The organism is Amnibacterium setariae, assembly GCF_003581425.1.
Taxonomy (GTDB): domain Bacteria; phylum Actinomycetota; class Actinomycetes; order Actinomycetales; family Microbacteriaceae; genus Amnibacterium; species Amnibacterium setariae.
Map to the genome: position 1 here is coordinate 1,037,202 of NZ_QXTG01000002.1, position 26,190 is coordinate 1,063,391.

31 protein-coding genes are annotated in these 26,190 nt (G+C 74.7%); 4 read left to right on the forward strand and 27 right to left on the reverse strand.

The window, feature by feature from the left end:
- Positions 1-5: 5 nt before the first annotated feature.
- The 3 genes from D1781_RS17790 to rpsB all read right to left on the reverse strand — a co-directional run bounded on the left by D1781_RS17790 (position 6) and on the right by rpsB (position 3,299).
- Positions 6-1,118, reverse strand: coding sequence for a phage baseplate protein (locus D1781_RS17790; protein WP_199706589.1), 1,113 nt, complete (start codon positions 1,116-1,118; stop codon positions 6-8).
- A gap of 147 nt (positions 1,119-1,265) precedes the next feature.
- Complete coding sequence (tsf, locus tag D1781_RS12950; RefSeq protein ID WP_119482654.1) at positions 1,266-2,093, reverse strand: translation elongation factor Ts; 828 nt, start codon at positions 2,091-2,093, stop codon at positions 1,266-1,268.
- A gap of 93 nt (positions 2,094-2,186) precedes the next feature.
- Positions 2,187-3,299 carry a 30S ribosomal protein S2 gene (gene rpsB / locus D1781_RS12955; protein WP_119482655.1) on the reverse strand — a complete coding sequence of 371 codons (1,113 nt, stop codon included), beginning with the start codon at positions 3,297-3,299 and terminating at the stop codon, positions 2,187-2,189.
- Positions 3,300-3,733: 434 nt separating this feature from the next.
- Between rpsB and D1781_RS12960 the strand changes: the two genes are divergently transcribed.
- Positions 3,734-4,213 (forward strand): murein hydrolase activator EnvC family protein, encoded by a 480-nt coding sequence (locus tag D1781_RS12960; RefSeq protein WP_119482656.1) that lies wholly within the window; start codon positions 3,734-3,736, stop codon positions 4,211-4,213.
- A gap of 1 nt (position 4,214) precedes the next feature.
- Here D1781_RS12960 and D1781_RS12965 read toward each other — a convergent pair whose 3' ends face one another.
- From D1781_RS12965 to D1781_RS17615, 12 genes are all read right to left on the reverse strand, one after another.
- Positions 4,215-5,129, reverse strand: a complete 915-nt coding sequence (locus D1781_RS12965) for a tyrosine-type recombinase/integrase (protein WP_119482657.1) — start codon at positions 5,127-5,129, stop codon at positions 4,215-4,217.
- Between the two features lie 82 nt (positions 5,130-5,211).
- On the reverse strand, positions 5,212-6,066 hold the full coding sequence (locus tag D1781_RS12970; RefSeq protein WP_119482658.1) for a metallophosphoesterase: 855 nt from the start codon (positions 6,064-6,066) through the stop codon (positions 5,212-5,214).
- 9 nt (positions 6,067-6,075) lie between these two features.
- Positions 6,076-7,257 (reverse strand): DNA-processing protein DprA, encoded by a 1,182-nt coding sequence (gene dprA / locus D1781_RS12975; RefSeq protein ID WP_119482659.1) that lies wholly within the window; start codon positions 7,255-7,257, stop codon positions 6,076-6,078.
- The gene (locus D1781_RS12980; protein ID WP_233551331.1) at positions 7,254-8,816 is read right to left on the reverse strand and encodes a YifB family Mg chelatase-like AAA ATPase; all 1,563 of its coding nucleotides are present in this window, start codon (positions 8,814-8,816) and stop codon (positions 7,254-7,256) included. Before D1781_RS12980 ends, dprA begins: the two co-directional genes overlap by 4 nt.
- Positions 8,813-9,172 (reverse strand): YraN family protein, encoded by a 360-nt coding sequence (locus D1781_RS12985; RefSeq protein ID WP_119482660.1) that lies wholly within the window; start codon positions 9,170-9,172, stop codon positions 8,813-8,815. Before D1781_RS12985 ends, D1781_RS12980 begins: the two co-directional genes overlap by 4 nt.
- Positions 9,173-9,272: 100 nt before the next feature.
- Positions 9,273-9,686 (reverse strand): nitroreductase family deazaflavin-dependent oxidoreductase, encoded by a 414-nt coding sequence (locus tag D1781_RS12990; protein WP_119482661.1) that lies wholly within the window; start codon positions 9,684-9,686, stop codon positions 9,273-9,275.
- Between the two features lie 154 nt (positions 9,687-9,840).
- A complete protein-coding gene (locus D1781_RS12995) occupies positions 9,841-10,164 on the reverse strand; it encodes a DUF2469 domain-containing protein (RefSeq protein ID WP_119482662.1) in 324 nt (107 codons plus the stop codon).
- A gap of 12 nt (positions 10,165-10,176) precedes the next feature.
- A complete protein-coding gene (locus D1781_RS13000) occupies positions 10,177-10,869 on the reverse strand; it encodes a ribonuclease HII (RefSeq protein WP_199706591.1) in 693 nt (230 codons plus the stop codon).
- Positions 10,866-11,606, reverse strand: a complete 741-nt coding sequence (gene lepB, locus D1781_RS13005) for a signal peptidase I (protein WP_119482663.1) — start codon at positions 11,604-11,606, stop codon at positions 10,866-10,868. The genes D1781_RS13000 and lepB overlap by 4 nt, the downstream gene beginning before the upstream one ends.
- Positions 11,607-11,688: 82 nt before the next feature.
- A complete protein-coding gene (rplS, locus tag D1781_RS13010; RefSeq protein ID WP_119482664.1) occupies positions 11,689-12,039 on the reverse strand; it encodes a 50S ribosomal protein L19 in 351 nt (116 codons plus the stop codon).
- Between the two features lie 171 nt (positions 12,040-12,210).
- Positions 12,211-12,597, reverse strand: a complete 387-nt coding sequence (locus tag D1781_RS17610) for a VOC family protein (protein WP_158590090.1) — start codon at positions 12,595-12,597, stop codon at positions 12,211-12,213.
- A gap of 5 nt (positions 12,598-12,602) precedes the next feature.
- The gene (locus D1781_RS17615) at positions 12,603-13,073 is read right to left on the reverse strand and encodes a hypothetical protein (protein ID WP_158590091.1); all 471 of its coding nucleotides are present in this window, start codon (positions 13,071-13,073) and stop codon (positions 12,603-12,605) included.
- 132 nt (positions 13,074-13,205) lie between these two features.
- Here D1781_RS17615 and map point away from each other — a divergent pair, with 132 nt between their 5' ends.
- Positions 13,206-13,973 carry a type I methionyl aminopeptidase gene (map, locus tag D1781_RS13020; RefSeq protein ID WP_119482665.1) on the forward strand — a complete coding sequence of 256 codons (768 nt, stop codon included), beginning with the start codon at positions 13,206-13,208 and terminating at the stop codon, positions 13,971-13,973.
- 44 nt (positions 13,974-14,017) lie between these two features.
- Here map and trmD read toward each other — a convergent pair whose 3' ends face one another.
- The 7 genes from trmD to D1781_RS13055 all read right to left on the reverse strand — a co-directional run bounded on the left by trmD (position 14,018) and on the right by D1781_RS13055 (position 20,761).
- Complete coding sequence (gene trmD, locus D1781_RS13025) at positions 14,018-14,707, reverse strand: tRNA (guanosine(37)-N1)-methyltransferase TrmD (RefSeq protein ID WP_119482666.1); 690 nt, start codon at positions 14,705-14,707, stop codon at positions 14,018-14,020.
- 1 nt (position 14,708) lies between these two features.
- Positions 14,709-15,323 carry a ribosome maturation factor RimM gene (gene rimM / locus D1781_RS13030; protein WP_119482667.1) on the reverse strand — a complete coding sequence of 205 codons (615 nt, stop codon included), beginning with the start codon at positions 15,321-15,323 and terminating at the stop codon, positions 14,709-14,711.
- On the reverse strand, positions 15,323-15,559 hold the full coding sequence (locus tag D1781_RS13035) for an RNA-binding protein (RefSeq protein ID WP_119482668.1): 237 nt from the start codon (positions 15,557-15,559) through the stop codon (positions 15,323-15,325). Before D1781_RS13035 ends, rimM begins: the two co-directional genes overlap by 1 nt.
- Positions 15,559-16,029, reverse strand: a complete 471-nt coding sequence (rpsP, locus tag D1781_RS13040; RefSeq protein ID WP_119482669.1) for a 30S ribosomal protein S16 — start codon at positions 16,027-16,029, stop codon at positions 15,559-15,561. Before rpsP ends, D1781_RS13035 begins: the two co-directional genes overlap by 1 nt.
- 174 nt (positions 16,030-16,203) lie before the next feature.
- A complete protein-coding gene (locus D1781_RS13045; RefSeq protein WP_119482670.1) occupies positions 16,204-17,178 on the reverse strand; it encodes an NAD-dependent epimerase/dehydratase family protein in 975 nt (324 codons plus the stop codon).
- Positions 17,175-19,739 carry an alpha/beta fold hydrolase gene (locus D1781_RS13050; RefSeq protein WP_119482671.1) on the reverse strand — a complete coding sequence of 855 codons (2,565 nt, stop codon included), beginning with the start codon at positions 19,737-19,739 and terminating at the stop codon, positions 17,175-17,177. Before D1781_RS13050 ends, D1781_RS13045 begins: the two co-directional genes overlap by 4 nt.
- Positions 19,736-20,761, reverse strand: coding sequence for a 3-oxoacyl-ACP synthase III (locus D1781_RS13055; protein WP_233551332.1), 1,026 nt, complete (start codon positions 20,759-20,761; stop codon positions 19,736-19,738). Before D1781_RS13055 ends, D1781_RS13050 begins: the two co-directional genes overlap by 4 nt.
- A 136-nt stretch (positions 20,762-20,897) precedes the next feature.
- On the opposite strand from D1781_RS13055, the gene D1781_RS13060 reads away from it, so the two are divergent.
- Complete coding sequence (locus tag D1781_RS13060) at positions 20,898-22,037, forward strand: glutamate--cysteine ligase (RefSeq protein ID WP_119482673.1); 1,140 nt, start codon at positions 20,898-20,900, stop codon at positions 22,035-22,037.
- Positions 22,038-22,094: 57 nt separating this feature from the next.
- Here the strand turns inward: D1781_RS13060 and D1781_RS13065 are convergent, their stop codons facing one another.
- Entirely contained in the window at positions 22,095-22,895 is an 801-nt protein-coding gene (locus D1781_RS13065) for an LLM class F420-dependent oxidoreductase (RefSeq protein ID WP_119482674.1), read from the reverse strand.
- A gap of 225 nt (positions 22,896-23,120) precedes the next feature.
- Here D1781_RS13065 and D1781_RS13070 point away from each other — a divergent pair, with 225 nt between their 5' ends.
- Entirely contained in the window at positions 23,121-23,543 is a 423-nt protein-coding gene (locus tag D1781_RS13070; protein WP_119482675.1) for an ester cyclase, read from the forward strand.
- Positions 23,544-23,616: 73 nt separating this feature from the next.
- Here the strand turns inward: D1781_RS13070 and D1781_RS13075 are convergent, their stop codons facing one another.
- Genes D1781_RS13075 through D1781_RS13090 form a run of 4 tightly spaced genes read right to left on the reverse strand, consistent with a single transcriptional unit; the run spans position 23,617 to position 26,160 of the window.
- Positions 23,617-24,144 (reverse strand): YbhB/YbcL family Raf kinase inhibitor-like protein, encoded by a 528-nt coding sequence (locus D1781_RS13075; protein ID WP_119482676.1) that lies wholly within the window; start codon positions 24,142-24,144, stop codon positions 23,617-23,619.
- Positions 24,145-24,199: 55 nt separating this feature from the next.
- The gene (locus D1781_RS13080; RefSeq protein ID WP_119482677.1) at positions 24,200-25,156 is read right to left on the reverse strand and encodes an epimerase; all 957 of its coding nucleotides are present in this window, start codon (positions 25,154-25,156) and stop codon (positions 24,200-24,202) included.
- A complete protein-coding gene (locus D1781_RS13085; protein WP_119482678.1) occupies positions 25,153-25,764 on the reverse strand; it encodes a DUF4166 domain-containing protein in 612 nt (203 codons plus the stop codon). Before D1781_RS13085 ends, D1781_RS13080 begins: the two co-directional genes overlap by 4 nt.
- 3 nt (positions 25,765-25,767) lie before the next feature.
- Positions 25,768-26,160 (reverse strand): PPOX class F420-dependent oxidoreductase, encoded by a 393-nt coding sequence (locus D1781_RS13090; RefSeq protein WP_119482679.1) that lies wholly within the window; start codon positions 26,158-26,160, stop codon positions 25,768-25,770.
- Between the last annotated feature and the right edge of the window lie 30 nt (positions 26,161-26,190).

A 26,190-nucleotide genomic window follows, 5' to 3' on the forward strand; every position in this document is an offset into this window, starting at 1 on the left:
CATCCTCAAGCGCGGGCACCGAGCGGGACGGCGAAGACCGGCCAGGCGTGGTGGCCGCCCGGGCCCGTGGTGACGCCGAGGATCAGCGCCGCCGAGCCGTCCGGGGAGCGCAGCACCGAGCACCCCTCGGGCTCATACGCGCCGCCCGGCCAGGCCCCGTCCACCTGCCCGAGCGTCGGGAACGGCGTGATCGCCGTGCGGACCCCGGACACCCAGTCGAACTGCTCGAGCGCCATCGGGTCGCTCGGCACCGGGGCGCCGGAGCCGCCGTTGCCGAGGCCGACCCAGCGGAACAGCGTGCTGTCCACGGTGGCGAAGCCCTGCAGCGTGGGCGCGTTCACGGGCAGGGTCATGCGTCCGCAGGGCGCGTCGACGCCCTGGACGAGGTCGCTGATCCGGCGGCGGGTGTACCGCTCCTGCCGGCCGGTCGTGAAGTCGAACATCCGCTCCACGGCGAAGCCGCGGTCCCAGTCGAAGGCGTAGACGGCCTCCTGCGGCGCGCCGGCGTCGTTCGGGAACTGCGGGAGCCAGGTCACGCCGCCAGGGATCCCGTCGATCGCCCAGGTGCCCGGCGTGTACGCGAACCGGGCCAGGCGGCCGCCGTTCGGGTCGCTCTGCGGCACGGGGCCCTGCAGGCTCATCCACACGTCGTGCCCGCCGTCGGGGCGCGGCTCGACGTGCAGGCCCAGCCCGTGGCCGCCGTCGACCACGACCATCGCGTCGAGCTCGGGGTTGGCGGTGGCGGAGGTCGCGGGGCCGGTGCTGCGCGCGATGACGGTCGTGTACCGGCCCTCCGCGGTGCCCTCGCGGGACTGCGTGGTGAACAGCTCGCCGGTGCGGCAGACCTCCACCTGCTGCAGCACAGCGCCGGACGTGCGCGGGACGAGCGAGGCGACCTGCGCGGGCGGGCCGAGCATGACCGGCGGCGGAGGCGGCGGAGGCGCCGTCGGTGCGGCCGTCGGTGACGGCGGCGGCGGTGCGGCGGGCGACGGCGTCGGGCGCGCGGTCTCCACCGTCGCCTGCGACGCGCGGGCGCCGAACGCGGCCACGGCGACGGCCGCCGAGCCGACGCCGACCGCGCCGCCGACGAGCAGGGCGCGTCGCGAGTACTCGATCATCTCCCCGCGCCCCTCGACCTGGACCGGCCACGCTACGCCGCTGCGCGGTCCGACCGGCCGCGACGACCCGGTCCCGCGGCGATCCGCCCCCGGACGCGCGAAGCGCCCCGCGACCGGTCGGCCGCGGGGCGCTTCGACGGGGTGGGACTAGGCGCCGACCTTGATGCGGGCGAAGCCGGAGACCTCGAGGCCCGCGTCCTTCAGCACCTTGCCGGTCGCGACCTTGCTGTCGCGCGCGTACGGCTGGTCGACCAGGACGACCTCCTTGAAGAAGCCGGTGAGCTTGCCCTCGACGATCTTCGGGAGCGCCGCCTCGGGCTTGCCCTCGTTGCGGGTCGCCTCGGTGAGGACCTGGCGCTCGTGCTCGACAGCCTCGGCCGGGACGTCCTCGCGGGTCGCGTACTTCGGGTCGTAGACCGCGATGTGCTGCGCGACGGAACGGGCCGTCTCCGCGTCGGTGCCCGAGTAGCCGAGCACGACGCCGACCTGCGGCGGCAGGTCCTTGCTCGTCTTGTGCAGGTAGATGGCGAAGTCGTCGCCCTTCACCTGCGCGACCGAGCGGAGCTCGACCTTCTCGCCGAGCAGCGCGGCCTCGTCGTCGATGTAGGACTGGACGGTCTTGCCGTTCAGCGGGGCTGCGTTCGCCGACGCGACGTCGGTCGCACCGGCGGCGGCCACGGCGCCGAGGACCTCGGCGGCGAGGGAGGTGAAGCGGTCGTTCTTCGCGACGAAGTCGGTCTCGCTCGCGAGCTCGATCAGGGTCGCGACGCCGTTCTCGGCGACGGCGGTGACGAGGCCCGCGGTGGTCGAGCGGCCGGAGCGCTTCTCGACGCCCTTCAGGCCCTTGACCCGCAGGATCTCGATCGCCTTCTCGATGTCGCCGTCGGCCTCGACCAGGGCGTTCTTGCTGTCGAGCATGCCCGCGCCGAGGCGGTCACGCAGGGTCTTCACGTCAGCGGCGCTGAATGCGGCCATGGCTGACTCCTTTCGTGTTCTGGCGAACGGCCGGGCCGCCCGGGCGGCGAGGGTGTCGCTGCTCGGACGGCCGGCCGGAGGTGGTGGAGGGGCTCAGGCGGAGGGCTCGGGGTCCTCGGTCGCGGCCGGGTCGGTGACCTTCGCCGGGCGGCGCTGGGCCGGGGTCGACTTCGCGAGCTCCTCGGCCTCGACGTCGGCCTCGGTCTGCGGCGCGTGCTCCGGCACGAGGCCCTCGACGGTCTCCGCGGCGAGGTCGGCGTCCGCCTGCGCGTCCGCGTCGTTCTCCTCGGTCGGCTCGGCGGGCGCGACGTCGGCCGTCGCAGCCGCGACGCCGGCGCTCGCGTCGGCCTGGTCCGCGACGACGGTGTCGATGCGGTCCTGCGTGTCGGCGGTCTGGCCGGTGACCCGGTCGTCGACCTGCTCGACCTGCAGCGACAGCGCCTCCGGGTTCTCGGTCGCCTGGAGGAGCTCCTGCTCCCACTCGGCGAGCGGCTCGGCGTCGGCCTGGTTCGTGCCCTGGTGGCGCTGGATCAGGCCCTCGGCCGCCGCGTCCGCGATGATCCGCGTGAGCAGGGCGACGGAGCGGATCGCGTCGTCGTTGCCCGGGATCGGGTAGGCGAGCTCGTCCGGGTCGGCGTTCGTGTCGAGGATGCCGATCACGGGGATGCCGAGCTTCTTCGCCTCGTCGACGGCGAGGTGCTCGCGCTTGCTGTCGATGACCCACATCGCGCTCGGGGTCTTCGTCAGGTTCCGGATGCCGCCCAGGGTCTTCTCGAGCTTGTCGCGCTCGCGACGCTGGATCAGCAGCTCCTTCTTCGTGTAGCCCTTCGACGTGTCGTCGAAGTCGACGAGGTCGAGCTCCTTGAGGCGGTTCAGACGCTTGGCGACCGTCTGGAAGTTGGTGAGCAGACCGCCGAGCCAGCGCTGGTTCACGTAGGGCTGGCCGACGCGCGTCGCCTGCTCGGCGATCGACTCCTGCGCCTGCTTCTTCGTGCCGACGAAGAGGACGGTGCCGCCGCGGGCGACGGTCTCCTTGACGAAGTCGTACGCGCGGTCGATGTAGGTCAGCGACTGCTGCAGGTCGATGATGTGGATGCCCGAGCGCTCCGTGAGGATGAAGCGCTTCACCTTCGGGTTCCAGCGACGCGTCTGGTGCCCGAAGTGGACGCCGCTGTCGAGCAGCTGGCGGATGGTGACGACGGCCACGGCCGCATCTCCTGTTCTGCGCCCGTGCGGGCGCGTTCTCGGTTGTCCGCCGGACGCACGGGATCGTGCGCCGGCCCTGGCGCCCTGCGGCCCGGCCGCCCCAGGTGCTGGGGACCGATGGCCGGTGCTGCGCATGTGCGGGCGCGCGAAGTCATCTCGCGAGCGAGATGCGCCCAGAAGTCTACCAGCCGCGCTCCCCCGCGCCGACGCCGTCCCCGAGCCCCCGCAGCGAGCACGACAGCAGGAGGAACGGCGTCCTTCGGCAGGAAGAACCGGCTGCAGCAGGAAGGACGGGAGCGTTCCTCCCTGCTGCAGCGGATTCTTCCTGCTGTCGTGCTCACGTGGATGCGAGGCGGGTCGCGCGGCGGCCAGGCGTCGTCCCCTCCCCAGGGCCGTGAGGTGCGGAGGCGGGGTGCGGCGGGGAGCATGCGCGGATGCTCCGGCTCGGCGCGCTCCTCCTGCTGCTCGCGGCGGCCGCGCCCCCGGCGTCGCCGCCGGCCTGGTCCTGGCCCACCGCGTCGCACGCGGTGGTGCGCGGGTTCGAGGCCCCGGCGACCGTCTACGCGGCCGGGCACCGCGGCGTCGACGTGCGAGCCGCCCCGGGCGAGCCCGTCCGGGCGGTGGCGGACGGGACCGTCGCCTTCGCCGGCCCCGTCGTCGACCGCGGCGTCGTCGCGATCGACCACGCCGGCGTGCGCTCGAGCGTGGAGCCGGTGACGCCCGCGGTGCACGCGGGCGACGCGGTCCGCCGGGGCGAGGTGATCGGTCGGATGTCGACGGGAGGGCCGCATCCGGCGGGCGTGCTGCACCTCGGCGCGCGGGTCCGGGCGGGCGACGGCTGGGTCTACGTCTCGCCGCTGCTCTGGCTCGGCGGCGCGCGCCGGGCGGTGCTCCTGCCGGACAGCGCCTGGTGAGTCAGCTGCGCGGGTGCGCCAGCCGGTAGCTCTCCGCGAGCCGCTCCATCGACACGTGCGTGTAGATCTGCGTCGTGCCGAGGCTCGCGTGGCCGAGCATCGCCTGCACCGCGCGCAGGTCGGCCCCGCCGTCGAGCAGGTGCGTCGCTGCGGAGTGGCGGAGCGCGTGCGGGCCGGAGGGGCCGGACCCGGGCACCGCCTCCAGCAGCCGCGAGGTCAACCGGTGCACGCTGCGCGGCCCGAGCCGGCCGCCCCGGTCGCCGAGGAAGAGCGCGGCGCCGGCCGCTCCCCCGCCGCGCTCGGCGAGCACGGGGCGCCCCCGGTCCCGGTAGGCGGTGATCGCGCGGGCCGCGGGGACGCCGAACGGCACGACGCGGTCCTTCGCGCCCTTGCCGGTGACGCGGACGGTCAGCGCGGACAGGTCGACGTCGTCGAGGTCGACGCCGCACGCCTCCGAGACGCGCAGCGCCGAGCCGTAGATCAGCTCGATCAGGGCGAGGTCGCGGAGCGCGGAGGGGTCGCCCTCAGCGGCGCGGGCCTCGAGGCCGGCGAACAGTTCCCGGACCTGGTCGCTGCCGACGACGCGCGGCAGGCGGCCCTGCGCCTTCGGCGCCCGCAGCCGCGCGCCGGCGTCGATGGCCGTGCGGCCGGTGCGGTGCAGCCAGGCGGTCAGGCTGCGAGCGGCCGCCGCACGCCGGGCGATCGTCGCCCGCGCGAGCTTCCGCTCCGTCGCCTGCCAGAGCCAGTCGCGGAGCAGCTCGAGGTCGACCCCGTCGACGTCCTCCACCTGCTGCGTCGCGGCGAACGCGACGAGGTCGGCGAGGTCGGCCCCGTAGGCGTCGATCGTGTTCGGCGAGTAGGCGCGCTCGCGCTCGAGGTGGTCGCGGTGCGCCGCCACCGCCTCCGTCAACCGCATGCCCTCAGCGTGCGCCACCGCGGGCGAGGTCTCCGCGCGACCCTCCGACGTCCGTGCTCGACGGGATCAGTGCTCGACGGGATCAGTGCTCGACGTCGACGCCCATGGTGGAGAAGACCTCCTCGGGCGTGCTGTCGAGCACGTGGTGCGGATCGGCGGGCAGCGACGAGTAGCCGACGCGGCCGTCGTCGTAGAGCGAGAGGACGCCGGCGGCCCGCGCGCCGTCCACCGCGATCACGCCGCCGCCCGGCCGCGTGAGCCGGATCGTGTACGCGGTCGCCGGCGCGACGTGGACCGGGACGCCGGCGAACACGGCGCTGGTCGCGTAGTGGAGGTGGCCGCCGAGGATCGCGCGGACGTCGGAGCCCTGCAGGGCGGCCTCGAGGCGGTCCTGGCCGGTGAGGTGCAGCCGCGCCATGGCGGTGACCTCGACGGGGACCGGCGGGTGGTGCAGCGCGAGGACGGTGCCGTGCTCGGCCGGCTCGGCGAGGACGCTGCGCAGCCAGTCGGCCTGCTCCGCGTCGACGCCGCCCTCCACGTGGCCGGGGATGGAGGTGTCGAGGGCGACGACGCGCAGCCCGCGAACCTCGATGACGCGGTCGAGCGGGGCGTCCGACGCGGGCTCGCCGAGCAGCCCGGTCGCCATCGCGGCGCGGACGTCGTGGTTGCCGGCCGCCCAGACGACCGGCCATCCCGTGCGCTGCGTCGTCTCCCGGGTCACGGTCGACGCGGCGAGGTAGGCGTCCGCCTCCCCCGCGTCCGCGACGTCGCCGGTGTGCACCAGCGCGTCGATCGGGATGCCGCTGCCCTCGAGCGCGGCGAGCGCGCCCGAGTAGGTCGCGGCGACCCGGACCCGGCCGTGCAGCACCCCGGAGGAGGTGAAGTGGCTGTCGCTGACGTGGCCGACCCGATGGGTGGCGAGGGGCTCCCTGGTCACACCCGGACGCTACCGACCTCCCCTGACGCTCCGTCCCGTCGGAGAGCGGGACCAGCCCGTCGCGCTCTGCACGGCCGCGCCGGCGAGCGACAGCATGCCGAGCGCGGCGGTCGTGTCCGTGACGCCGAGCCCCGCCCGCGCCGCGAGGTCGCGCGCGGTGCGCGGACGCGTGGTGAGGACCTCGAGCACCCGGGTCTCGGTCGGATCCGGGTCCGGCAGGTGCTCGAGGCCGTCGAGGACGACGGCCTCGTCGGGGTCCCGCGCCAGCTCGGCCATGTCGGCGGCGTCGCGGACGAGCACGGCCGCGTACTCGCGCAGCAGCCGGTGGGTCCCGACGGAGGTCGCCGAGTAGACGGAGCCCGGCACCGCGCCGAGCGGCCGCCCGAGCTCCGCGGCGTGCCCGGCGGTGTTCATCGCCCCGGACCGCGCGCCCGCCTCCACGACGACGGTCGCGCGCGCCAGCGCGGCGATCACCCGGTTCCGCTTGAGGAACCGCTCGCGCATCGGCCGGGCGCCGGGCGGCATCTCCGCGAGGACCACGCCCTCACGGGCGATGCGCGCGAGGAGGTCCGCGTGCTGCGCGGGGTAGAAGCGGTCGAGGCCGCCCGCGAGCACCGCGACCGTGAGCCCGCCGCTCGCGAGCGCGGACCGGTGCGCGACGCCGTCGATCCCCATCGCGGCGCCGGAGACGATCACGAAGCCGCGATCCGCGAGCCCGCACGTCGCGTCGGTCGTCACGCGCTCGCCGTAGGCGCTCGCGGACCGGGAGCCGACCACGGCGACGGAGCGACCGAGCGGCGGGACGGGCCCGGCCGGTGCCAGCGCCCAGAGCGCGAGCGGCGCGTGGACGCCCAGGTCGGCGAGGCCGCCGGGCCAGTCGGGGTCGCCCGGCAGCAGCAGCCGCGCCCCGATCCGCGCCGCGTTCCGCAGCGCGCGCACGAAGGCGTCCTCGTCGACGCGCGGCGCCCAGCGCTCGAACGCACGGCGCAGCTCCGGGTTCGGCGTGGGCGGGGCGTCCCGCCGCAGCGCGTCGAGCGCGTCGGCGGCGCCGTACGTCTGCACGAGGGCCCCGGCCGCCCCGTCGCCCGGTTCGACGACGGAGGTCCAGGCCGCCGCGGCGAGCACGCCCTCGGGGTCCGTGTCCGCGCGGCCCGGACGGACGGCCGGCAGCAGGTCGAGGACGGCGCTCATGCGTCCGGGCTCCGGAGGGCGAGCGCGAGCGAGATCTCCCGGCGCCCCGGGCGGTCGTTCCCGGCGAGGTCGGCCAGCGTCCAGGCGATCCGCAGCACGCGGTCGTGGCCGCGGAGCGAGAGCGTGTTGCGCTGCAGCGCCGCGAGGAGCGGCGCCCGCGCCTCGTCGGCGACCGCGTGGTCCGGGTGACGCAGCCAGGAGCCCGGCACCTCCGCGTTGATCGACCACTTCGTGCCGGCGAGGCGGCGGGCGGCGCGCCGCCGCGCCTCCAGCACGCGCGACCGCGCCGTCGCGGTGGTCGTGGCGGGCATGCCGACGCGCACCTGCGCCTCGGTGACACGGTCGAGCCGCACCTGGATGTCGATGCGGTCGAGCAGCGGACCGGACAGCCGGTGCGCGTACCGGTCGCGGACCGTCGGCGTGCAGGTGCACTCGCGGTCGGTCGAGCCCCACTGCCCGCACGGGCAGGGGTTCCGGGCGAGGACGAGCTGGAACCGCGCCGGGAAGTCGGCCCGCGCGGCCGCGCGGTGCACCGACACCCGGCCGGACTCGAGCGGCTGCCGCAGCGAGTCGAGGACCGCGCTCGGGAACTCGGGCGCCTCGTCGAGGAACAGGACGCCGCCGGAGGCGCGGGTGACGGCGCCGGGGTGGATCCGGCCCGTGCCGCCGCCGATGATCGAGGCGGCGGAGGCGGTGTGGTGCGGCGCCTGCCACGGCGGACGTCGCCGCAGCCGGTCGATGCCGTGGCCGGCGAGCGAGGCGATGCTCGTCGCGTCGAGCGCGGCGTCGCCGGTCAGGTCGGGCAGGAGCCCCGGGAGGCGGTTCGCGAGCATCGTCTTGCCGGCGCCGGGCGGCCCGGTCATCAGCAGGTGGTGCCCGCCGGCGGCCGCGACGACCAGCGCCTCGACGGCCTCCGCGTTGCCGATCACCTCGCCGAGGTCGAGCGGCGAGGTCCGCTCGGGCTGCACGGGCGGCCCCGGGATCGGCTCGACGTCGACGGGCTCGAGGTCCGCACCGCACCGGATCGCGAGCGCACGCAGGCTCGGCACCGCGACCACCTCGATGCCGTCCACCAGCGACGCCTCGGCCTCGCTCGCGGTCGGGACGACGATCCGCGACCGGCCGGCGCGGCGGGCCGCCCGGACCGCCGGCAGCACGCCGGGCACGGGGCGCAGGCGCCCGTCGAGCCCGAGCTCGCCGAGGTAGACGGTGTCGCCCACGGCCTCCCGGTCGACGACGCCGGTCGTGCCGAGCACCGCGACGGCGATGCCGAGGTCGAACCCGGAGCCCTGCTTCGGCACCGCGGCCGGCGACAGGTTCACCGTGAGGTGGCGCGACGGCATCTCGAAGCCCGAGTGCTCGACCGCGCTGCGGACGCGCGCCTGCGCCTCCCGCAGCGCCGTGTCCGGCAGCCCCACGAGCCGGAGGCCCGGGGTCTGGTTCGTCAGCGCGGCCTCGATTTCCACGATCCGGCCGGTGAGCCCCTCGAGAGCGACCGCCGCCGCGTGGGCGGTCGCGGCCGGCACGGCGGGCACCGCCGGGGACACCGCGGCGCTCACGCCGCGGCCCGCAGGTGGTCGATCGACGCCGCCGCGTGCCGGGGCAGGAGGACGCCGATCAGGTCGATGCGCGTCGTCCGGGCGCCGACGCCGCGGTGGGCCCGCCGCCAGGCGCCCGCGAGCACGCAGAGCCGGGTGAGCTTCTCGGGCACCACCGCCTCGAGCGGATCGCCGTAGCGGACGCTCGACCGCGTCTTCACCTCCACGATCACGAGCTCGCGTCCGTCGAGCGCGACGATGTCGACCTCGCCCGACGCGCACCGCCAGTTCCGGTCCAGGATCCGCCACCCGAGGGCGGTCAGGTACGCCGCCGCCTCGTCCTCGCCGCGTCTGCCCACGTCGTCCTTCTGCGCCATGGCGAGGAGGCTGGCCCGCGCCCTGCGCCGGTGGGCCCGGATCGGCGCGGGCGGCGCGAGGACGCGCCGGATCCGGCCTGGGGAGGAGACGAACCCGGCGTCAGTCGCAGCGGCGGAGGCGGATCAGCGGGATGACGCGGTCGCCGGCGCGCTCCTGCTGGTCCGCGAAGAACGGGAAGCCGGCGACGAGCTCCGCCCACGTCTGCTGCCGCTCGGCGCCGGTCAGCTCCTCCGCCACGGCGCGGTCTCGCCGGCCGTCCGGGGTCTCCACATGCGCGTGCGGATCGGCCCGGAGGTTCTGCACCCAGTCCGGGTCGACCGCGGCGCCGTCGTTGCTGCCGACCACGAGCGGGTCGCCGTCGAAGTCGACGAACATCATCGGCGCCGTGCGCGGCTCACCGCTGCGACGCCCGGTCGTGGTGAGCAGCACGAGGCGGTCGCGGTGCAGCCCCTCGATCTCCTCGCCGGCGCGGAAGCGGCGGATCACCTCGGCGTTGAAGGCCCCCATGTCCATGCGGGCACTCTGCTCCGGAACGTCCCTCCGCGGAAGACGCGCGGATCCGCAAGAACTCCCCGACACACCGTCTTCAGGACGGTCTGCAGCGGCGTGTCGGCCCAGAACTGCGGATCCGCGGAGGAAGTGCGGATCCGCGAAGCGCCGTGAGCGGCTACTCGTCGAGGGCGAGCTCCTGCGGCAGCTCGAGCTCCTTCGCGGAGAGCTCCTCGACGTTGACGTCCTTGAACGTCAGCACGCGCACGCTCTTCACGAAGCGGTCGGCCCGGTAGACGTCCCAGACCCACACGTCGTGCATCTGCAGCTCGAAGTAGAAGTCGTGCTCGGTGTCCCTGCGGGTCAGCTCGACCTCGTTCGCCAGGTAGAACCGTCGTTCCGTCTCGACGACGTACTTGAACTGGCTCACCACGTCGCGGTACTCGCGGTAGAGCTGGAGCTCGACCTCCCGGTCGTAGTCCTCGATCTCGTCGTCGTCCATGGTCGGACGATTCTACGTTTCGTCCGCGGCTTCGACGGCGGTTCCCGGGAGAGCGTGCAGCCAGGTGCGCCGATGCCAGTCGCAGGGGCCGTGCTCGTCGATCGCGGCGTAGTGCGCCTTGGAGGCGTAGCCCTTGTTGCTGCGCCAGCCGTAGACGGGGTGCGTCTCGTGCCGCTCGATCATCAGGGAGTCGCGGTGCACCTTCGCCACGACGGAGGCGGCCGACACGGCGGCGCAGTCCCGGTCGGCCTTGATGCGGGTGACGACCTGCGGCAGCAGCGGCAGCCCCGCGGCGATCAGGCCGGGCGTCAGCCAGTCCCAGTTGCCGTCGAGGAGGACGACGGCGCCGCTCAGGCCCACGCCGAGCGCGACCAGGCCGCCGATCGCGCGGGCGCCCGCGAGGCCGAGGGAGCGGGAGATCCCGTCCCCATCGATCTCGTCGTTGCCGGCGAGCCCGACCGCGCTGGCCGCCGACCAGGCGCGGACGCGGGGCTCGAGCGCGACGCGGTCCGCCTCCGGCAGCAGCTTCGAGTCGCGGAGGCCGTTCGGGATGCGCTTCCGGTCGGGGTCGAGCACCGCGACGCCGACGCCGACGGGACCCGCGATGGCGCCACGACCGACCTCGTCGCAGCCGATCACGACGGTGGCGCCGGCGGCGAGCAGCGCTCGTTCGACGGACAGGCCGGGAGGACGCCCGGCGGTCACGTGCCGGGGGCGGGCACGCCGCCGAAGGTGTCCGGGTAGTCGGAGAGCCAGCTCCAGTGCGAGACCGGCCAGGACAGGACGAACGCGCGGCCGACGACGTCCTCGACCGGCACGAACCCCTTCGAGGGCGTGTCGCCGTTGAAGCGGGAGTCCTTCGAGTTGAAGCGGTTGTCGCCCATGACCCAGAGGCGGTCCTTCGGCACCGTGATGTCGAAGGAGACGCCGGAGACCGCGCGGCTGCCGGGCTGCAGCACGACGTACGGCTCGTCGAGGGGCGCGCCGTTGACGCTCATCTGCCCGAGGGCGTTGCAGCAGACGACGTGGTCGCCGGGCAGGCCGATCACGCGTTTGACCAGGTGGTTGTTCGCGTCCTGGTTCGACAGGCCGACGAGCGAGAGGATCCAGTCCCCCGCCGCCTCCACCGGGTTCGACGGCGCGGCGACCTGCTCGCCCTCGAGCCAGCCGCCCGGGTCCTTGAAGACGACGACGTCGCCGCGCTGCAGCGGCACGAGGCCGGGCACGAGCTCGTTGACGAGGATCCGGTCGCCCACCTGCAGCGTGTTCTGCATCGACACGGAGGGGATGTAGAAGGACCGGATCAGGAACGTCTTGATGAGGAATGAGGCCAGCACGGCCACAACCACGATGACGACGAGGTCCCGCAGGAACGCAGCGGCCCCCCTGCTGGGACGGCGCCCGGTGCGTTCCGGTGCGTTCCGAGGGGGGCTCTGGACCATGTCGGTGACGACCTCCCCCGCCTGGCGCGCGCAGGCCGACGACCTGCGCGCGCCAGTGTACGGGGGCGGATCAGCAGGGGCGTCAGCCCTCGCGCTTCTCCTTGATCTTGGCCTTCTTGCCGCGCAGCTCGCGCAGGTAGTACAGCTTCGCGCGGCGCACGTCGCCACGGGTGACGACCTCGATGTGGTCGATCACCGGCGAGTGCACCGGGAAGGTGCGCTCGACGCCCACCTGGAAGCTGACCTTGCGGACCGTGAAGGTCTCGCGGACGCCGGCGCCGGAGCGGCGGATGACGGCGCCCTGGAAGACCTGGATGCGGCTGCGGTTGCCCTCGACGATGTTCACGTGCACGCGAACGGTGTCGCCGGGACGGAAGTCGGGGACGTCGGAACGGAGGCTGGCGGCATCGACCGCGTCGAGCAACTGGCTCATGTGTGGACTGCTTCCCTGGGCGCGCCGCCGGTCGGCCCGGTTCGGGGCGCTGCGTTCAGCGCCGGGCGAGACGGTGCCGCAGGCTTGGAAGAGTCCCCCAGCGGCAGGAACGGCCGCGGCACGATCGACCATTCTGGCACACGGCGGGCGCGACCGGCTCGCGGGCGGGGCTCAGGCCTCCTGCACCAGCTGCACGAGGTGCCCGTCCGGGTCCGCGACCCACGCGATCAGGAGCCGTCCGAGCCACGGCGAGGCCCGTCGCAGGACCGGGACGCCCGCCTGCTCGAGGCGCGCGAGCTCCCCCGGCACGTCGTCCGTCCAGACGACGACGGCCGCCCGGCCGTCGCCCGGGGCCGCCGGCAGCCCGTGGTCGTCGCGGACGGAGGCGCTGGTCGCGAGGCCCAGCCGCATCCCGTCGAGCGCGACGTCGACATGGATCGGGGCACCCACCGCGGGCGTGCGGAACGCCTCCTCGAATCCGAGCCGGGCGTAGAACGCCGCGGCGCGCTCGGCGTCCTCGACGAGGAGGACGACCTGCGGCGACCGGAAGCGCGCCACCGGCCTCAGCGGGTCGAGGGCTTGATCACGACGTACTCGCCCGCGTCGAGCGGCGGACGCTGCGGCGTCTGCGGCGGGCGGCCGAAGGCGGACATCGTCTGCTGCACGCGGGCCCGCACGTCGCGGGCGAGGAGCGTGCCGCCGAGCCAGAACCCGCCGATCGCGGCCGCCGCCGCGAGCAGGCCGAACCAGGCGGTGGCGGGCCCGAAGAAGCCGACGCCGATCACGCCGAGCTGGAAGGCGGCGAGCACCCCGATCGCGGGCCCGTCGAGGGCGCGGGCGCGCCGCACGGCGGAGCGCGCGGAGAACAGGAGAGCCAGCCCGAGCTCGGCGACGAGCACGATCGGGGCGAGGAGCACGACGCTGAGGAACCCGCCGACGCCGGCGCCCCAGACCGCGTAGCCGAGCAGCAGCCAGAGGGGCAGGACGGCCGCGGCCGCGAACTGCCAGGCGAAGAAGGCCCGTCGAAGTGCCATGGCGCGATGCTAGGCGCGTCCGGGTGGCCCGGAGCGGTCGTTCGCCCAAGGCATAGGAAGCGCTGAGCATCGCCCGTGGACGGCGGTGCCGGACGGCCCGGTTAGGGTCGTCCGGACACCTGAGGAGGCATCGTGATCGAGTTGCGCACCCCCGCCGAGATCGAGGCGATGCGCCCCGCGGGCCGCTTCGTCGCCTCCGTGCTCGAACGGCTGGCCGCGGAGGCCGCCGTCGGCGTGAACCTGCTCGAGCTCGACCGCATCGCGCACGACATGATCCGCGAGCGCGGCGCCGAGAGCTGCTACATCGACTACCACCCCTCGTTCGGCGCGAGCCCGTTCGGGAAGGTGCTCTGCACCTCGGTCAACGACGCCGTGCTGCACGGCCTCCCCCACGACTACGCCCTGCAGGACGGCGACGTCGTGAGCCTCGACTTCGCCGCGAGCGTCGACGGCTGGGTCGCCGACAGCGCGGTCACCGTGATCGTCGGCACGCCGCGGCCGCAGGACGAGAAGCTGATCGAGACCACGCAGCGCGCCCTCGAGGCGGCGATCGCCCAGGCGCGGCCCGGGTTCAAGCTCGGCGACGTCTCCGCGGCGATCGGCGACGTGTGCCGCGCGGCCGGCTACTCGGTGAACCTCGAGTTCGGCGGGCACGGCGTGGGGCGCACGATGCACGGCGACCCGCACGTGGCGAACGACGGGCGCCCGCACCGCGGGCTGAAGCTGCGCCCCGGGCTGGTCATCGCGATCGAGCCGTGGCTGCTCGAGACGACGGACCGCATCTTCACGGACCCGGACGGCTGGACGCTCCGCAGCCAGGACGGCTCCCGCGGCGCGCACTCCGAGCACACCGTCGCGATCACCGAGGGCGACCCGATCGTCCTGACCGCGCGCGGCTGACCGCGCAGGCGCCCCGCGCGGTCGCCCGGCGAGGCGGGCGACCCTCAGCCGGGCGGGAGGAGGTCCGGGCGGACGCGGCGCGTGCGCTCGAGGGACTGCTCGCGGCGCCAGCGCGCGACGGCGCCGTGGTCGCCGGAGCGCAGCACCGGCGGCACCTCCCGGCCGCGCCAGACGGCGGGCTTCGTGTAGGAGGGGTACTCGAGGAGGCCGTCCTCGTGGCTCTCCTCGGTGAGGCTCTCCGGGTTGCCGATCACGCCGGGCAGCAGCCGGCCGACCGCCTCCACGATCGCGAGCACGGCGACCTCGCCGCCGTTCAGCACGAAGTCGCCGAGGCTGATCTCCGCCACCCGGGCGCGCGAGGCGGTGTCCTCCACGACGCGCTGGTCGATGCCCTCGTAGCGGCCGCAGCAGAAGACGAGCCGCCGCTCCCCCGCGAGGCGCTTCGCCGCCGCCTGGTCGAAGGGCGTGCCTGCGGGGGTCGGGAAGACGACGAGCGGGTCGTCGCCGTCGGCGAGCAGGCCGTCGAGCACCTCGCCCCACGGCTCCGGCTTCATCACCATGCCGGCGCCGCCGCCGTACGGGGTGTCGTCGACGGTGCGGTGCCGGTCGTGCGTCGCGTCCCGGAGGTCGTGCACGTGCACGTCGAGCAGCCCGGACGTCCGCGCCTTCCCGAGCAGCGAGACGTCGAGCGCGGCGAAGAGGTCCGGGAAGATCGTGACGACGTCGAGCCGCACGTCAGTCCTGCTCGGCGCGCGCCGGTCGGTCGTCCTCGTCGGCGCCGGGCTCGAAGAGGCCGTCCGGCGGCGTGACGACGACGCGGCCGCCCTCCACGTCGACCTCGGGCACGAGGGCGCGCACGAACGGCACGAGCACCTCGCGGTCCGCCCCTCCTGAGCCCGTCGAAGGGCCGAGCCGCACCACGAGCAGGTCCTGCGCGGGGAGGTGCTCGAGCCGGTCGATCACGCCGACGGTCTCGCCCTCGCGGACGACGTCGAGGCCGACGAGCTGATGGTCGTACCAGGCGTCCGGCTCCGCGGCCTCGTCCGGGTCCTGGTCGATCCAGAGGATCGCCTTGACCAGGCTCTCGGCGGCGGAGCGGTCCGTGACGTCGACGAAGAAGCCGACGGGCTGGCCGTTGTACCAGCGGAGCTCCGCGAGCTCGATGCGCCTGCCGTGCCAGGGCGACGACTCCGGCACCTGCAGCGAGAAGGAGGCGCCGGGCGTGAAGCGCCGGTCGGGGTCGTCGGTGAAGAGCTCGAGCTTGAGCCCGCCCTTCAGACCGTGGGCCTTCGTCAGCCGCCCGACGCGGAGCTGGGTCTGCGCGGAGTGGTTGTGCCCGGGCGCCGCCATCAGCGGTCGACGTCGACGACGTCGACGCGGACCCGGCGGCCGTCGGCCAGCGCGCTGATGACGGTGCGGAGCGCCTTCGCGGTGCGGCCGGAGCGGCCGATCACGCGGCCGAGGTCGGCCGGCGCGACCCGCACCTCCAGCACCTCGCCGCGGGGCGACGAGTGCGACTCGACGCGGACGTCGTCCGGCGCGTCGACGATCCCCTTGACGAGGTGCAGGAGGGCGGATTCGAGCATCAGGAGTTCTGGACCTGCTCGGGCGTCTCGTGCTCGACGGTCGACGACGCGTCGATCTCGTCCGCACGCTCGGCGTCGGCAGCGGCATCGGCGTCGACGGCCGCCTCGGCGTCCTTCAGGGACTCCTTGGAGCGGACGACGGAGCCCTTCTTGGCGTCCGGCGTGAAGGCGACCTTCTCGCCCTTGACCTCGACGGTGCTCTTCGCGTCCTTGTCGCCCTTGAAGCGACCCCAGTCGCCCGTGAGCTTCAGCAGCGCCGCGACCTGCTCGGTCGGCTGCGCGCCGACGCCGAGCCAGTACTGCGCGCGCGCGCTGTCGACCTCGATGACCGAGGGGTGCTCGGTCGGGTGGTACTTGCCGATCTCCTCGATCACACGACCGTCGCGCTTGGTGCGCGAGTCGGCGACGACGATGCGGTAGTAGGGGGCCCGGATCTTGCCGAGCCGCTTCAGGCGGATCTTGACAGCCACAGTTCGTGGTTCCTCACGTGAGTCGATGCGTTGACGATCCGCTGCCGAGGGCGTGGGGCACACTCGGCGTTCGGACCAAGAAGTCCATCCGCCAGCCTGATAGAGGGTCGAGGCTCGCGGACCCGGCGGATCATTCTGCCAGACCGCGGCGCTTCCCGCTCCCGGCTCCGCGTGTCACCCGGCGGCGTGGTGCTCGGCGAGGCGGCGGAGGCCCTCGGTCACGCCGACCTCGGGCCTCCAGCCGAGGTCGCGGCGGGTGCGGCGCAGGTCGAACCAGTGTGCGGTCGAGAGCTGCTCGGCGAGGAACCGGGTCATCGGCGGCTCGTCCTGCCCCGGGCGGACGCGCCACACCGCCTCCACGACCGAGCCGGCGGCCTTCGCGGCGCCCGCCGGCACCCGGCGGGCCGGCGGGGCGATGCCGGCCGCCGCGCAGAAGCCGCCGATCAGCTCGGCGATCGGGCGCGGCTCCCCGGAGGTGAGGACGTAGGCGTTCCCGTGCACCCGGTCTGCGGCGTCGAGGGCCGCGCGGATGCCGGAGACCGCGTCGTCGAGATAGGTGCTGTCGACGAGCGCAGCGCCCGACCCCACCAGGGGCAGTCGACCGGCGGCGGCCCGCTCCTGGATCCGCGCGACCAGCTGCGGGTCGCCGGGTCCCCAGACGATGTGCGGGCGGACCGCCACGACGGCGAAGCCGGGCGCGTCGGCCCCGAGGGCGACGAGCTCCGCGGCGGCCTTCGTGCGGGCGTAGGCGCCGTGGGCGCGCTCCGGCTGGGCGGGCGGCGCGTCCTCCCCCATGATCGCCGCGCCCGTGTGGGCGACGGAGGGCGACGAGACGAAGACGAAGCGCCGCGCACCCGCCCGCTTCGCGGCGCGGACGAGCGCGCGGGTGCCCTCGATGTTCACGGCGACGAAGTCCGCCTCGTCACCGGCGAACGAGACCTTCGCCGCGAGGTGCACGACGCCCTCGACGCCCTCGACGGCCCGCTCGACGCTCGACCGCTCCATGACGGACCCGAGCACGTCCTCCGCGCCGTCGACGCCGCTCGGCCGGCGCTGCAGCGTCCGGACCTCGTACCCGGCGGCCACGAGGTCGCGCGCGACCGCGGCGCCGAGCCAGCCGCTCGCACCGGTGACGAGCACCCGGCTCACGGCGTCGTCACCGGCCCGCCCTCGAGCACGCCCGTCGCCCAGCGGGCCATCCGGGCGCGGTCGATCTTCGCGTTGTGGCGGATGTCGGTCGGCAGCTCCGGCACGGCGAGCACGGCGGCGACGGGCCGGTCGACCTCGAGTCGCACCGCCGCGGCGAGCGCGGGGTCGGCGAGCGGCCCCGCCTGCCCCTCCACGATGACGACGAGCTGCTGCGTGCCGCGCGGGCCGACGCCGACCGCGGCGGCCCGGGAGGCGCCAGCGCGCTGCGCCGCGAGCTCCACGCCGACCGGCGTGACGACGCCGTCGGCGGTCGTGACGACGTGCGGCAGCCGTCCCTCGACCCACAGGCGCCCCTGCGCGTCGAGGTGGCCGACGTCGCCGGTGCGGTGCCACTCCTCGTGCGGGGTGCCGGCCTTCGCCGCGGCGTCCGTGCGCCACAGCCGGTCGTACCCGGCGAGCATGTGGGGCGCGTGCACCTGGATCTCGCCGGTGACGTCGGCGTCGGTGGTCGTGGCCGCCCCGGGGCGGCCGTCGTCGTCGAGCGGGGCGATGCGCACCTGCGCCCGCGCGGTCGGCGGCCCGACGCAGACGCCGTCGCCCTCCCCCGCCTCGTGGATCGCCTCGCGCGTGACGTCCGCGACGAGCAGGGTCTCGGTCATGCCGTACGGGGTGCGGAGGGAGGCGTTCCGGAGCACCTCCTGCGCACGGTCGAGCAGGGGTGCCGCGACGGGCGCGCCGACGGTGAGCAGCAGCCGGACCCCGTCGAACTCGGCCGGGTCCGGGTCGGTCGCGAGCACGTTCGTCAGCGCGGCCGGCGACAGGAACACGGCGTCCGCGTCGATGGCCGCGACGGCACGGGCGAGCCCGGCCGCGGTGAGCGTCGCGGGTCGCGTCACGTCCATGTCGGGCACGGCGGTGCGGCAGCCGAGGGTCGGGCCGAGCAGGGCGAACGGCGCGAAGCCGGCGACGAGGCCGGTGCCGCGGTCGATGCCGTACTGGGCGACGAGCGCGTCGCGGACCCCGGCGAGCCGGGCATGGGTGTAGCGGACACCCTTCGCCGGCCCGGTCGAGCCGGAGGTGAACAGCACGGCGGCGAGCGTCTCGGGCGCGGGCTCCGGCGGCAGCGCGCGCCCGCTGCCGAGGCGCGCGAGCTCGGGCAGCGTGTGCTCCACGCCGAGCGCCGCGCGGGCGAGCCGGGAGAGACCGGTCGGTGCGATGCGGGTGCCGGGCCAGCCGAGCGACCGGGCGGCGGCCAGCGCGGTCGGGATGCCGATGATCCAGCTCGGGCGGGCGCCCTTCACGGCGCGGGTGAGGCCCTGCACGCCGAGGCCGGCGTCAGCCACGACGACCACGGCGCCGATCCGGAGGCACGCGTAGAGCGCGGCGGTGAGGTCGGCGCCGGGCGGCACGAGCAGGGAGACGCGGTCGCCCCGCTGCACCCCGATCGCGTGGAGGCCGGCCGCCAGCTCGTGCACCCGCCGGGCGAGCAGGCGCCAGGAGATCGTGCGGGTGTCGTCGCCGTGCAGCTCGACGAGCGCCGGTGCGTCGTCGTCGGCCCGGGCGTCGAGCTCGGCCCACATCGCCCGGGTCTCCACCGCCGGGACGACGGCGCCGGGCGCGGAGCGCGCGGGCGTCGGCGCGACGACCCAGTCGAGCACCGCGCCGGCGACGTCGGCGTCCTCGGGCAGCAGGTGGCCGGCGCCCTCGAAGCGGTGCACCGCGGCGTGCGGGAGGCGCCGCATCAGGTCGTGGAGGTACCGCTCCTGGAACACGGGGTCACGGGGTCCCCAGAGCAGCAGGGCGGGCGCGGCGAGCGCGGCGAGCCCTGCCGCGATCCGGTCGACCGCCTCCCGGCTCGGGTGCGCGTCGGTCGAGGGGATGTCCGCGACGAACTCGCGAATCCCCTGCCGCCGCGCCGCGCCGCGGTACGGCGAGCGGAAGGCGCGGCGCACCGCCGGGTCGAGGCGGGGATGCGCGATCGCGAGCGTGGTGTCGAGGAACGCGGTGGTGTGCTCGGTGCCGACGGAGGAGGCGGCGAGGGCCGCCTTGAGCGCGGCGGGCAGCGCCGCGTGGCCGTCGACGGCGGTGTTGGTCAGCACGAGGCCGGCGAGGAGGTCCGGGTGCTCGAGCGCCCAGCCGGACACGATCACGCCGCCCCAGTCGTGGCCGAGCGCGACGACGGGGCCCTCGAGGCCGAGCGCCTCGGTCAGCGCGCCGAGGTCGCGGACGCGGTCGGCGACGCGGCGCACCGCGTCGGTGCGCTCCGACCAGCCCATCTCGAGCTGGTCGACCGCGACGACCCGCCACGCCGGCGCGCCGGCTCGGGCGCGCTCGATCGACTCGTCCGCCAGAGCCCGCCAGAGGTAGCTCCAGGTCGGGTTGCCGTGCACCGCCAGGATCGTGCCGACCGGCTCCGCGCCGGCGGCGACGAGGGCGCCCTCCGTGTCGAGCACGTGGTGCACGACCTCGCGGCCGAGCACCGCGTCGTGGACCCGCACGAGGCGGGACCAGGCGGGGTCGAGACCGGGCAGCGCGGGCGGCAGCGTCGCTGCCGCGGTCACCAGGCCAGTTCGAGCATCGAGGTGTTGATGCCGCTGCCGACGCCGCAGAGCAGCACCCGCTCGCCCTTCTGGAGCTTCTCCGACTCCTGGGCCAGCGTGATCGGGATGGAGGCCGACCCGACGTTGCCGAGGCTCGGGTAGGTCACCGGGACGCGGCCCGGGTCGATGTCCGCGGCCTTCACGAACGCGGCCGTGTGGGCGCTGGACACCTGATGCATGATGTAGCGGTCCATGTCGGACCAGTTCCAGTCGCGCTTCGCCTCGTTCCAGGCGGCGGTGACGAGCTCCATGCCGCGCTTCAGCAGCGACTTCGTGTCGGTCGTCATGCCGTCCATCGAGCCGATGCAGAGCTCGTTCCACTCCGTGCCGGCGCGGGTCACGCCGCCGACGAGGCGGTGGCCCTCCGGGTGCTGGTCGGCGCGGCCGAGCACCGCCGCGGCGGCGCCGGAGCCGAGGGTCAGGCTCGCGAACTCGTTCATGAAGGCCTGGCGGTCGAGCGCCTCCGACTGGGCGAGGCGCTCGATGGTCGTGCGCTGCATCCGGTCGATGTCCTCGCCGTCGATGACCATCGCGTAGTCGACCTGGCCCGCGTCGATGAGGCCCGCGGCGAGGCTCATGCCGTTGACGAAGCCGAGGCAGGCGTTCGAGACGTCGAAGTTGATGGCCGAGGTCGGCAGGCCGAGCCCGTGGTGGAGCCGCGTCGCGACGGAGGGCTCGAGGTGCTCCTTCGTGATCGACGTGTTGATGAGCAGACCGACGGAACCGGCCGGGACGCCCGCCTCGCGCAGCGCACGCTCGCCCGCCTGCACCGCGGCCTCGTGGGAGGAGAGGCCCGGACCCCAGTTGCGGCGCTCGATCACCCCGGCGACGCGCTCCAGCAGCCCGACGGGGAGGCGGAGGCGCTTCAGGATCGGGTCGAGCTTGCGTTCGATCTCGACGGAGGTCGTCACGAGCGGGCCGAGCACGCTCGACACGGAGAGGAGGGCGACGTTGCGGTACGTCGAGGTGGCGTTGCCGTTCACACGGGCTCCTGGCTGCGAGATCCGGCGCGCCGAGACGGGCGCGTTGGTGCCCCCATTCTGCCTGCTCCTCCTGACCGCGGCGGTCGGCGGCGGCGACCCCTCGGGCTCTCGATGGCGGTCTGCCAGGATGACGCGCATGGCGATCGACTTCGCGCGGTCCGACCGCTCGACGCTCGGGATCGAGTGGGAGCTGGCGCTGGTCGACCGGTCCACCGGTGATCTCGTGCCCGCCGCGCCCGAGGTGCTGGCGACGACCGAGGTGGTCTCGGAGGACGGCGCGGAGCGCCTCACGAGCGAGCTGCTCACCAACACGGTCGAGGTCGTGACCGGGGTGAACCGCACGGTCGCGGAGGGGATCGCGGACCTCGAGCGGACGATCGAGCAGGTCCGGCGCACCACCGATCCGATGGGGCTCGAGCTGATCTGCTCGGGCACCCACCCGTTCGCCCGCTGGCAGGACCAGCAGGTGACCGACAAGGAGCGGTACGTCACGCTGCTCGACCGCACCGGCGTCTGGGGTCGCCAGCTGCTGATCTGGGGCGTGCACATGCACGTGGGTCTCGACGACCCCGCGAAGGCGCTGCCGGTGCTCGAGGCGATGCTCGTCTACTACCCGCACCTGCAGGCGCTGTCCGCCTCCTCCCCCTTCGTCTTCGGCGAGGCCGCCGGGTACGCGTCGAGCCGGGCGATGCTGTTCCAGCAGCTGCCGACCGCCGGGCTGCCGCCGCAGCTCGCCTCCTGGCGCCAGTACGAGTCGATCGTCGAGGACCTGACGAAGGTCGGCGTGATCGACCACTGGGACGAGATCCGGTGGGACGTCCGACCGTCGGCGAAGTGGGGCACGCTCGAGACGCGCGTCTGCGACGGGCTGCCGACGACGTTCGAGGTCGGCGCGACGACCGCCCTCGTCCAGTGCATCGTCGACGACTTCTCCGAGCGCCTCGACGCCGGGGAGGAGCTGCCGACGCTGCAGCCCTGGTTCGTGCGCGAGAACAAGTGGCGCGCGGCCCGGTACGGCCTCGAGGCGAGCATCATCGTCGACCGCGACGGCGAGCAGCGGCAGGTCGAGGACGAGATCCGCGCCCTCGTCGCCCGGCTCGAGCCCGCCGCCGAGCGCCTCGGCTGCGTCCAGGAGCTGCAGGACGTGCTCACGATCCTCGACGTCGGCGCCTCCTACCAGCGGCAGCAGCTCGCCTCCGCCCGCGCCGGCGGGGACCTGCGCGCCGTCGTCACCTCCCTGATCCGCGAGATGCGGGAGGGCGTGCCCCAGCGCTGAGCGCTCCCTCCGTCTCGCAGGCACGGCGTACCTGCGAGACGGAGGGGGCCAGGCCGATCAGCCGTTCTTCGCGTCGCGCCAGCGGACCCAGCGCTCGACCGGGGCCCAGTCGATCTCGGGCCCGCTCACGCCGATCGTGAACAGGCGCACGCCGGCGTCGAACAGCGCCGCGGCCTTCGCGTCGTCCGCTCCGCGCAGCTCGTTGCCGATCTCGATGTCGGCGACGTCGCGACCGACCGTCTCCGCGTGGCGCTGGAGCACGTCGAGCTTGCGGCCGAGCTCGTCCGGCGCGACGAAGGAGTGCCAGATGTCGGCGTGCTCGGCGACGATGCGGAGGGTCTTCTGCTCCCCCGCGCCGCCGATGAGGATCGGGATGCGGCGGACGGGCGCCGGGTTGAGCCGCGTCCAGCGGTCGCGGACGATCGGCAGGTCGTGCGCGAGGGCGTCGAGCCGGCTGCCGACGGTACCGAACGGGTAGCCGTACTCGTCGTAGTCGCGCTGCGCCCAGCCGGAGCCGGTGCCGAACACGAAGCGGCCGCCCGAGATGTGGTCGACGGTGCGGGCCATGTCGGCCTGCAGGTTCGGGTTCCGGTATGAGTTGCAGTTCACGAGCGGGCCGAGCTCGACGCGCTCCGTGGCCTCCGCCCACTGCGCGAGCTGCGTCCACGCCTCGAAGTGGAGCCCGTCGGGATCGCCCGACAGCGGGTAGAAGTGGTCCCAGTTCATGACCATGTCGACGCCGAGGTCCTCGGCGTGCACGGCGGCGTCGCGGAGCTCCGCGATCGGGAGGTGCTGCGGGGCGATCTGGACCGAGATGCGGACGGGACGGTCGCCCGCGCGGAAGGCTTCGCTGCTCATGGGCTCAGGCTAGGACGGGCCGCCCGGACACGCGGCGGACGAGCAGCTCGGGCGCATGCACGTACGGCGCCGTCGAAGCGGTCCTCGAGCACGCGGCGGTGGTCGCGCCGGCCTCGGACATCCTCCAGCCTCTGCGGAGCGGCCGCCCAGGCTCCGTCCCTCCGCGTCGCGTAGGCATGCAGGGCCCGCAGCTCGCGGTGCACGGCACGACGAAGGAGCCCACCCATGACTGAAGCCGACGACCGCGCGAAGACCAACCTCGAGGCGCAGGGCCGGATGGGCGAGATCGTCGCCGCCGGCGAGTACGACCGGCTCACCGAGGTGCTCGCCGACGGCCTCGTCGACCACGACCCGGCGCCGGACCAGGCACCCGGACCCCGCGGCATCGGCGAGTTCTGGACGACGTTCAAGGAGGCGTTCCCGGACGTCGCGCTCGAGCCCGTCCAGGTGATCGCGACCGAGGACTTCGTGACCGCCGTCCTCGAGGTCAGCGGGACGCACCGCGGCGAGTTCCTCGGCCACGAGGCGACCGGGAAGTCCTTCCGGGTCCGCGGGATCCAGGTCGGCAAGTTCGAGGACGGGAAGATGACCGACCGCTGGGGCGCGACCGACACCCTCGGGATCCTCCAGCAGCTCGGCCTCGCCTGACTCCTGCGATCTGCGTTCACGGATCAGGGAATCGCGAAGCGATTCCCTGATCCGTGAACGGTTCAGCGCCGGGTCAGGCGCCGGCGCCGCCGAACTCGCCCGTGCCGACGAGGATCGCGCGGCCGAGCGTGTGGAAGTGCAGGTTGAAGCCGAGCACCGCCGGCGTGATGTCGGGGTCGACGCCGAGCGACTCGACGTCGGCGGCGTGGACGACGACGAAGTAGCGGTGGACCCCGGTGCCCTGCGGCGGGGTCGCGCCCGTGAAGGCGGCCTGGCGCAGCTCGTTCTTCAGCAGCACGGCGCCCTCCGGCAGCGGGCCGCCGGCGGGGAGGGACGTGACGTCGGCGGGGATGTCGGCGACCGCCCAGTGCCAGAAGCCGGAACCGGTCGGGGCGTCGGGGTCGTAGACCGTGACCGCGAAGCTCTTCGTGCCGGCGGGCGGGTCGGACCAGGTGAGCTGCGGCGAGCGGTCCTCGCCGCCGGCGTCCGCGCCGTACAGCGCGGCGGGCAGCGGCTGGCCGTCCGTGATGTCCTCGCTCGTCAGCGGGAACGAGGGCACCGGGTCGAGGCGGGCGTAGGGGTCGTAGTCGCGATCGCTCATGGGGCGAAAGTAGGACCGGCCGCCTGGGGACGCGCTCGGCCGGCTCCCGGCCGAGCTACGGCCGCCGCAGGATCGAGCGCAGGGTCTCGCCGAGGTCGGTGTGTTGGAACGTGAAGCCGGCCGCGAGCAGCCGCTCCGGCACGACCCACCGGCTCTTCAGCACGAGCTCCGTCTCCGTCCGGATCGCGAGGCTGCCGAGCTCGAGCATCCACCGCGAGGCCGGCAGCCCGACCGGGACGCCGAGCGCGCGCCGGAGCTCGGCCATCAGCTCCCGGTTCGTGCTCGCCTCCGGGGCCGCGAGGTTCAGGACGCCGTCGAGGTCCTCCCGCCGCCGGACGAAGTCGATCGCGCGGACGGCGTCGTCGAGGTGCACCCACGAGAACCGCTGCCGGCCGCCCGACGAGGTCGGCCGGTAGCGGTGGTGCACGCCCGCGGCGATGCGCGCCGGGGTCCCGGGCCAGGGGCCGTCGAGCTGCGGACCGCCGAGCCCGACCCGCGTGAGCCGGGTCAGCGGCACCATGACGCTGCCGCGCCCGAGGACGATCGCGGTGCGCAGCGCCACCCGCCGCACGCCGGGCAGGTCGGGGGCGAGGAACGCGCGCTCCCACGCCTTCGCGACCTCGACCGAGAAGCCCTCGCCGAGCTCGCCTCCGCCCTCGGTCTGCGGACGGTCGTCCGCGTGGCGGTAGATCGTGGCGGTGCTCGAGTTGATCCAGAGCGGCGGCGGGCTCGCCGCGGCCGCCGCGGCCCGGCCGAGCTCCTCCGTGGTCTCCGTGCGGGACCGGAGGATCTCCGCCCGGTTCGACGCCGTGTAGCGGCAGTTCACGCTCCGCCCGGCGAGGTTCACGAGCAGGTCCGCGCCGTCGAGCAGCCGGGTGATCGCCGCCGTGTCGCCCCAGGCCGCGTCCGCGCCCAATCGGCCGATGGTGCGGACCTCCTCCCCCGCCCGTCGGCGCTCAGCGGCCAGGCGGCGGCCCATGAAGCCGGATGCGCCGGCGATCACGACGGTCATGCGTCCTCCCGCGGCCGGATCGCGTAGGTGAAGGCGCCGGCGTACTCGTAGATCCTGCCGACGATCGGGGCGTCGACGGTGAGCGCGACGCGCTGGCGATCCGCGACGGGATCGAAGCGCTCGGTCAGCGTCACGCGGGGCGAGAGCGGACCGAGCGGCAGGCGAAGGGGGCCGAGTCGAAGGCGGACCGCGATCGAGTCGAGGCGGAGCCCGCCGTCGACCACGGCGGGACGGAACGCGGCCTCGATGCGGACGGGGTCGCCGATCCGGTCGACGACGACGCCGGGACCGGTCGCGACGGTCTCGTCGCGCATGATTAACCGGCGACCGTCGACCCGGATCCGCCGCACGGCCGCGACGCCGGCGCCCTCCGGCGTCGCACGGTTGCGGACGTCGAACGGCACGTCGGTCGCCCGCACCGGGAACAGCGACGGGCCGCCCAGCAGCCGCAGGACGGGTCGCAGCCAGCGACGGGGCGTGCCGACGACGTCGAAGACGCCCTCCCCGACCCCCTCCGCGTCGGGCGGGACGGCGGCGAAGTAGGCGCGCAGCTCGGGCCGCAGCCCCCTGATCGCGTCGCCGAGGGCGACCTCCCAGGGCGACGGCACGGATCAGCCGCGCGGGCTCGAGACGCGGCGCGGGGCGATGCGGAGCAGCACGCGCTGCCCGCCGCCGCCGAACTGCGGGTACGGCTTGCCCAGGTACTTCTGCGACAGCTCGTCGATGTGCTCGCGGGCGCCGTCGGTCGTGACCTCGCGGACCTCGCCGCGGATCTGCACGTAGTCGGTCGGACGCGCCGGGTCGGACAGCGTGAGGGCCACGCGCGGGTCGCGCCGCACGTTGCGCAGCTTCTGGTGCCCCTCGACCGTGTTGATCAGGACGTCCTCGCCGTCGGTGTCGACCCACACCTGCGTCACCTGCGGCGACCCGTCGGGCATCGTCGTGGCGAGGTAGCAGATGCTCGCGGAGCGGAGGAGGTCGAGGACCGGCGCGGGGAGTTCCATCGGCCCGACCCTACGGAGCCCCTCCTGTGT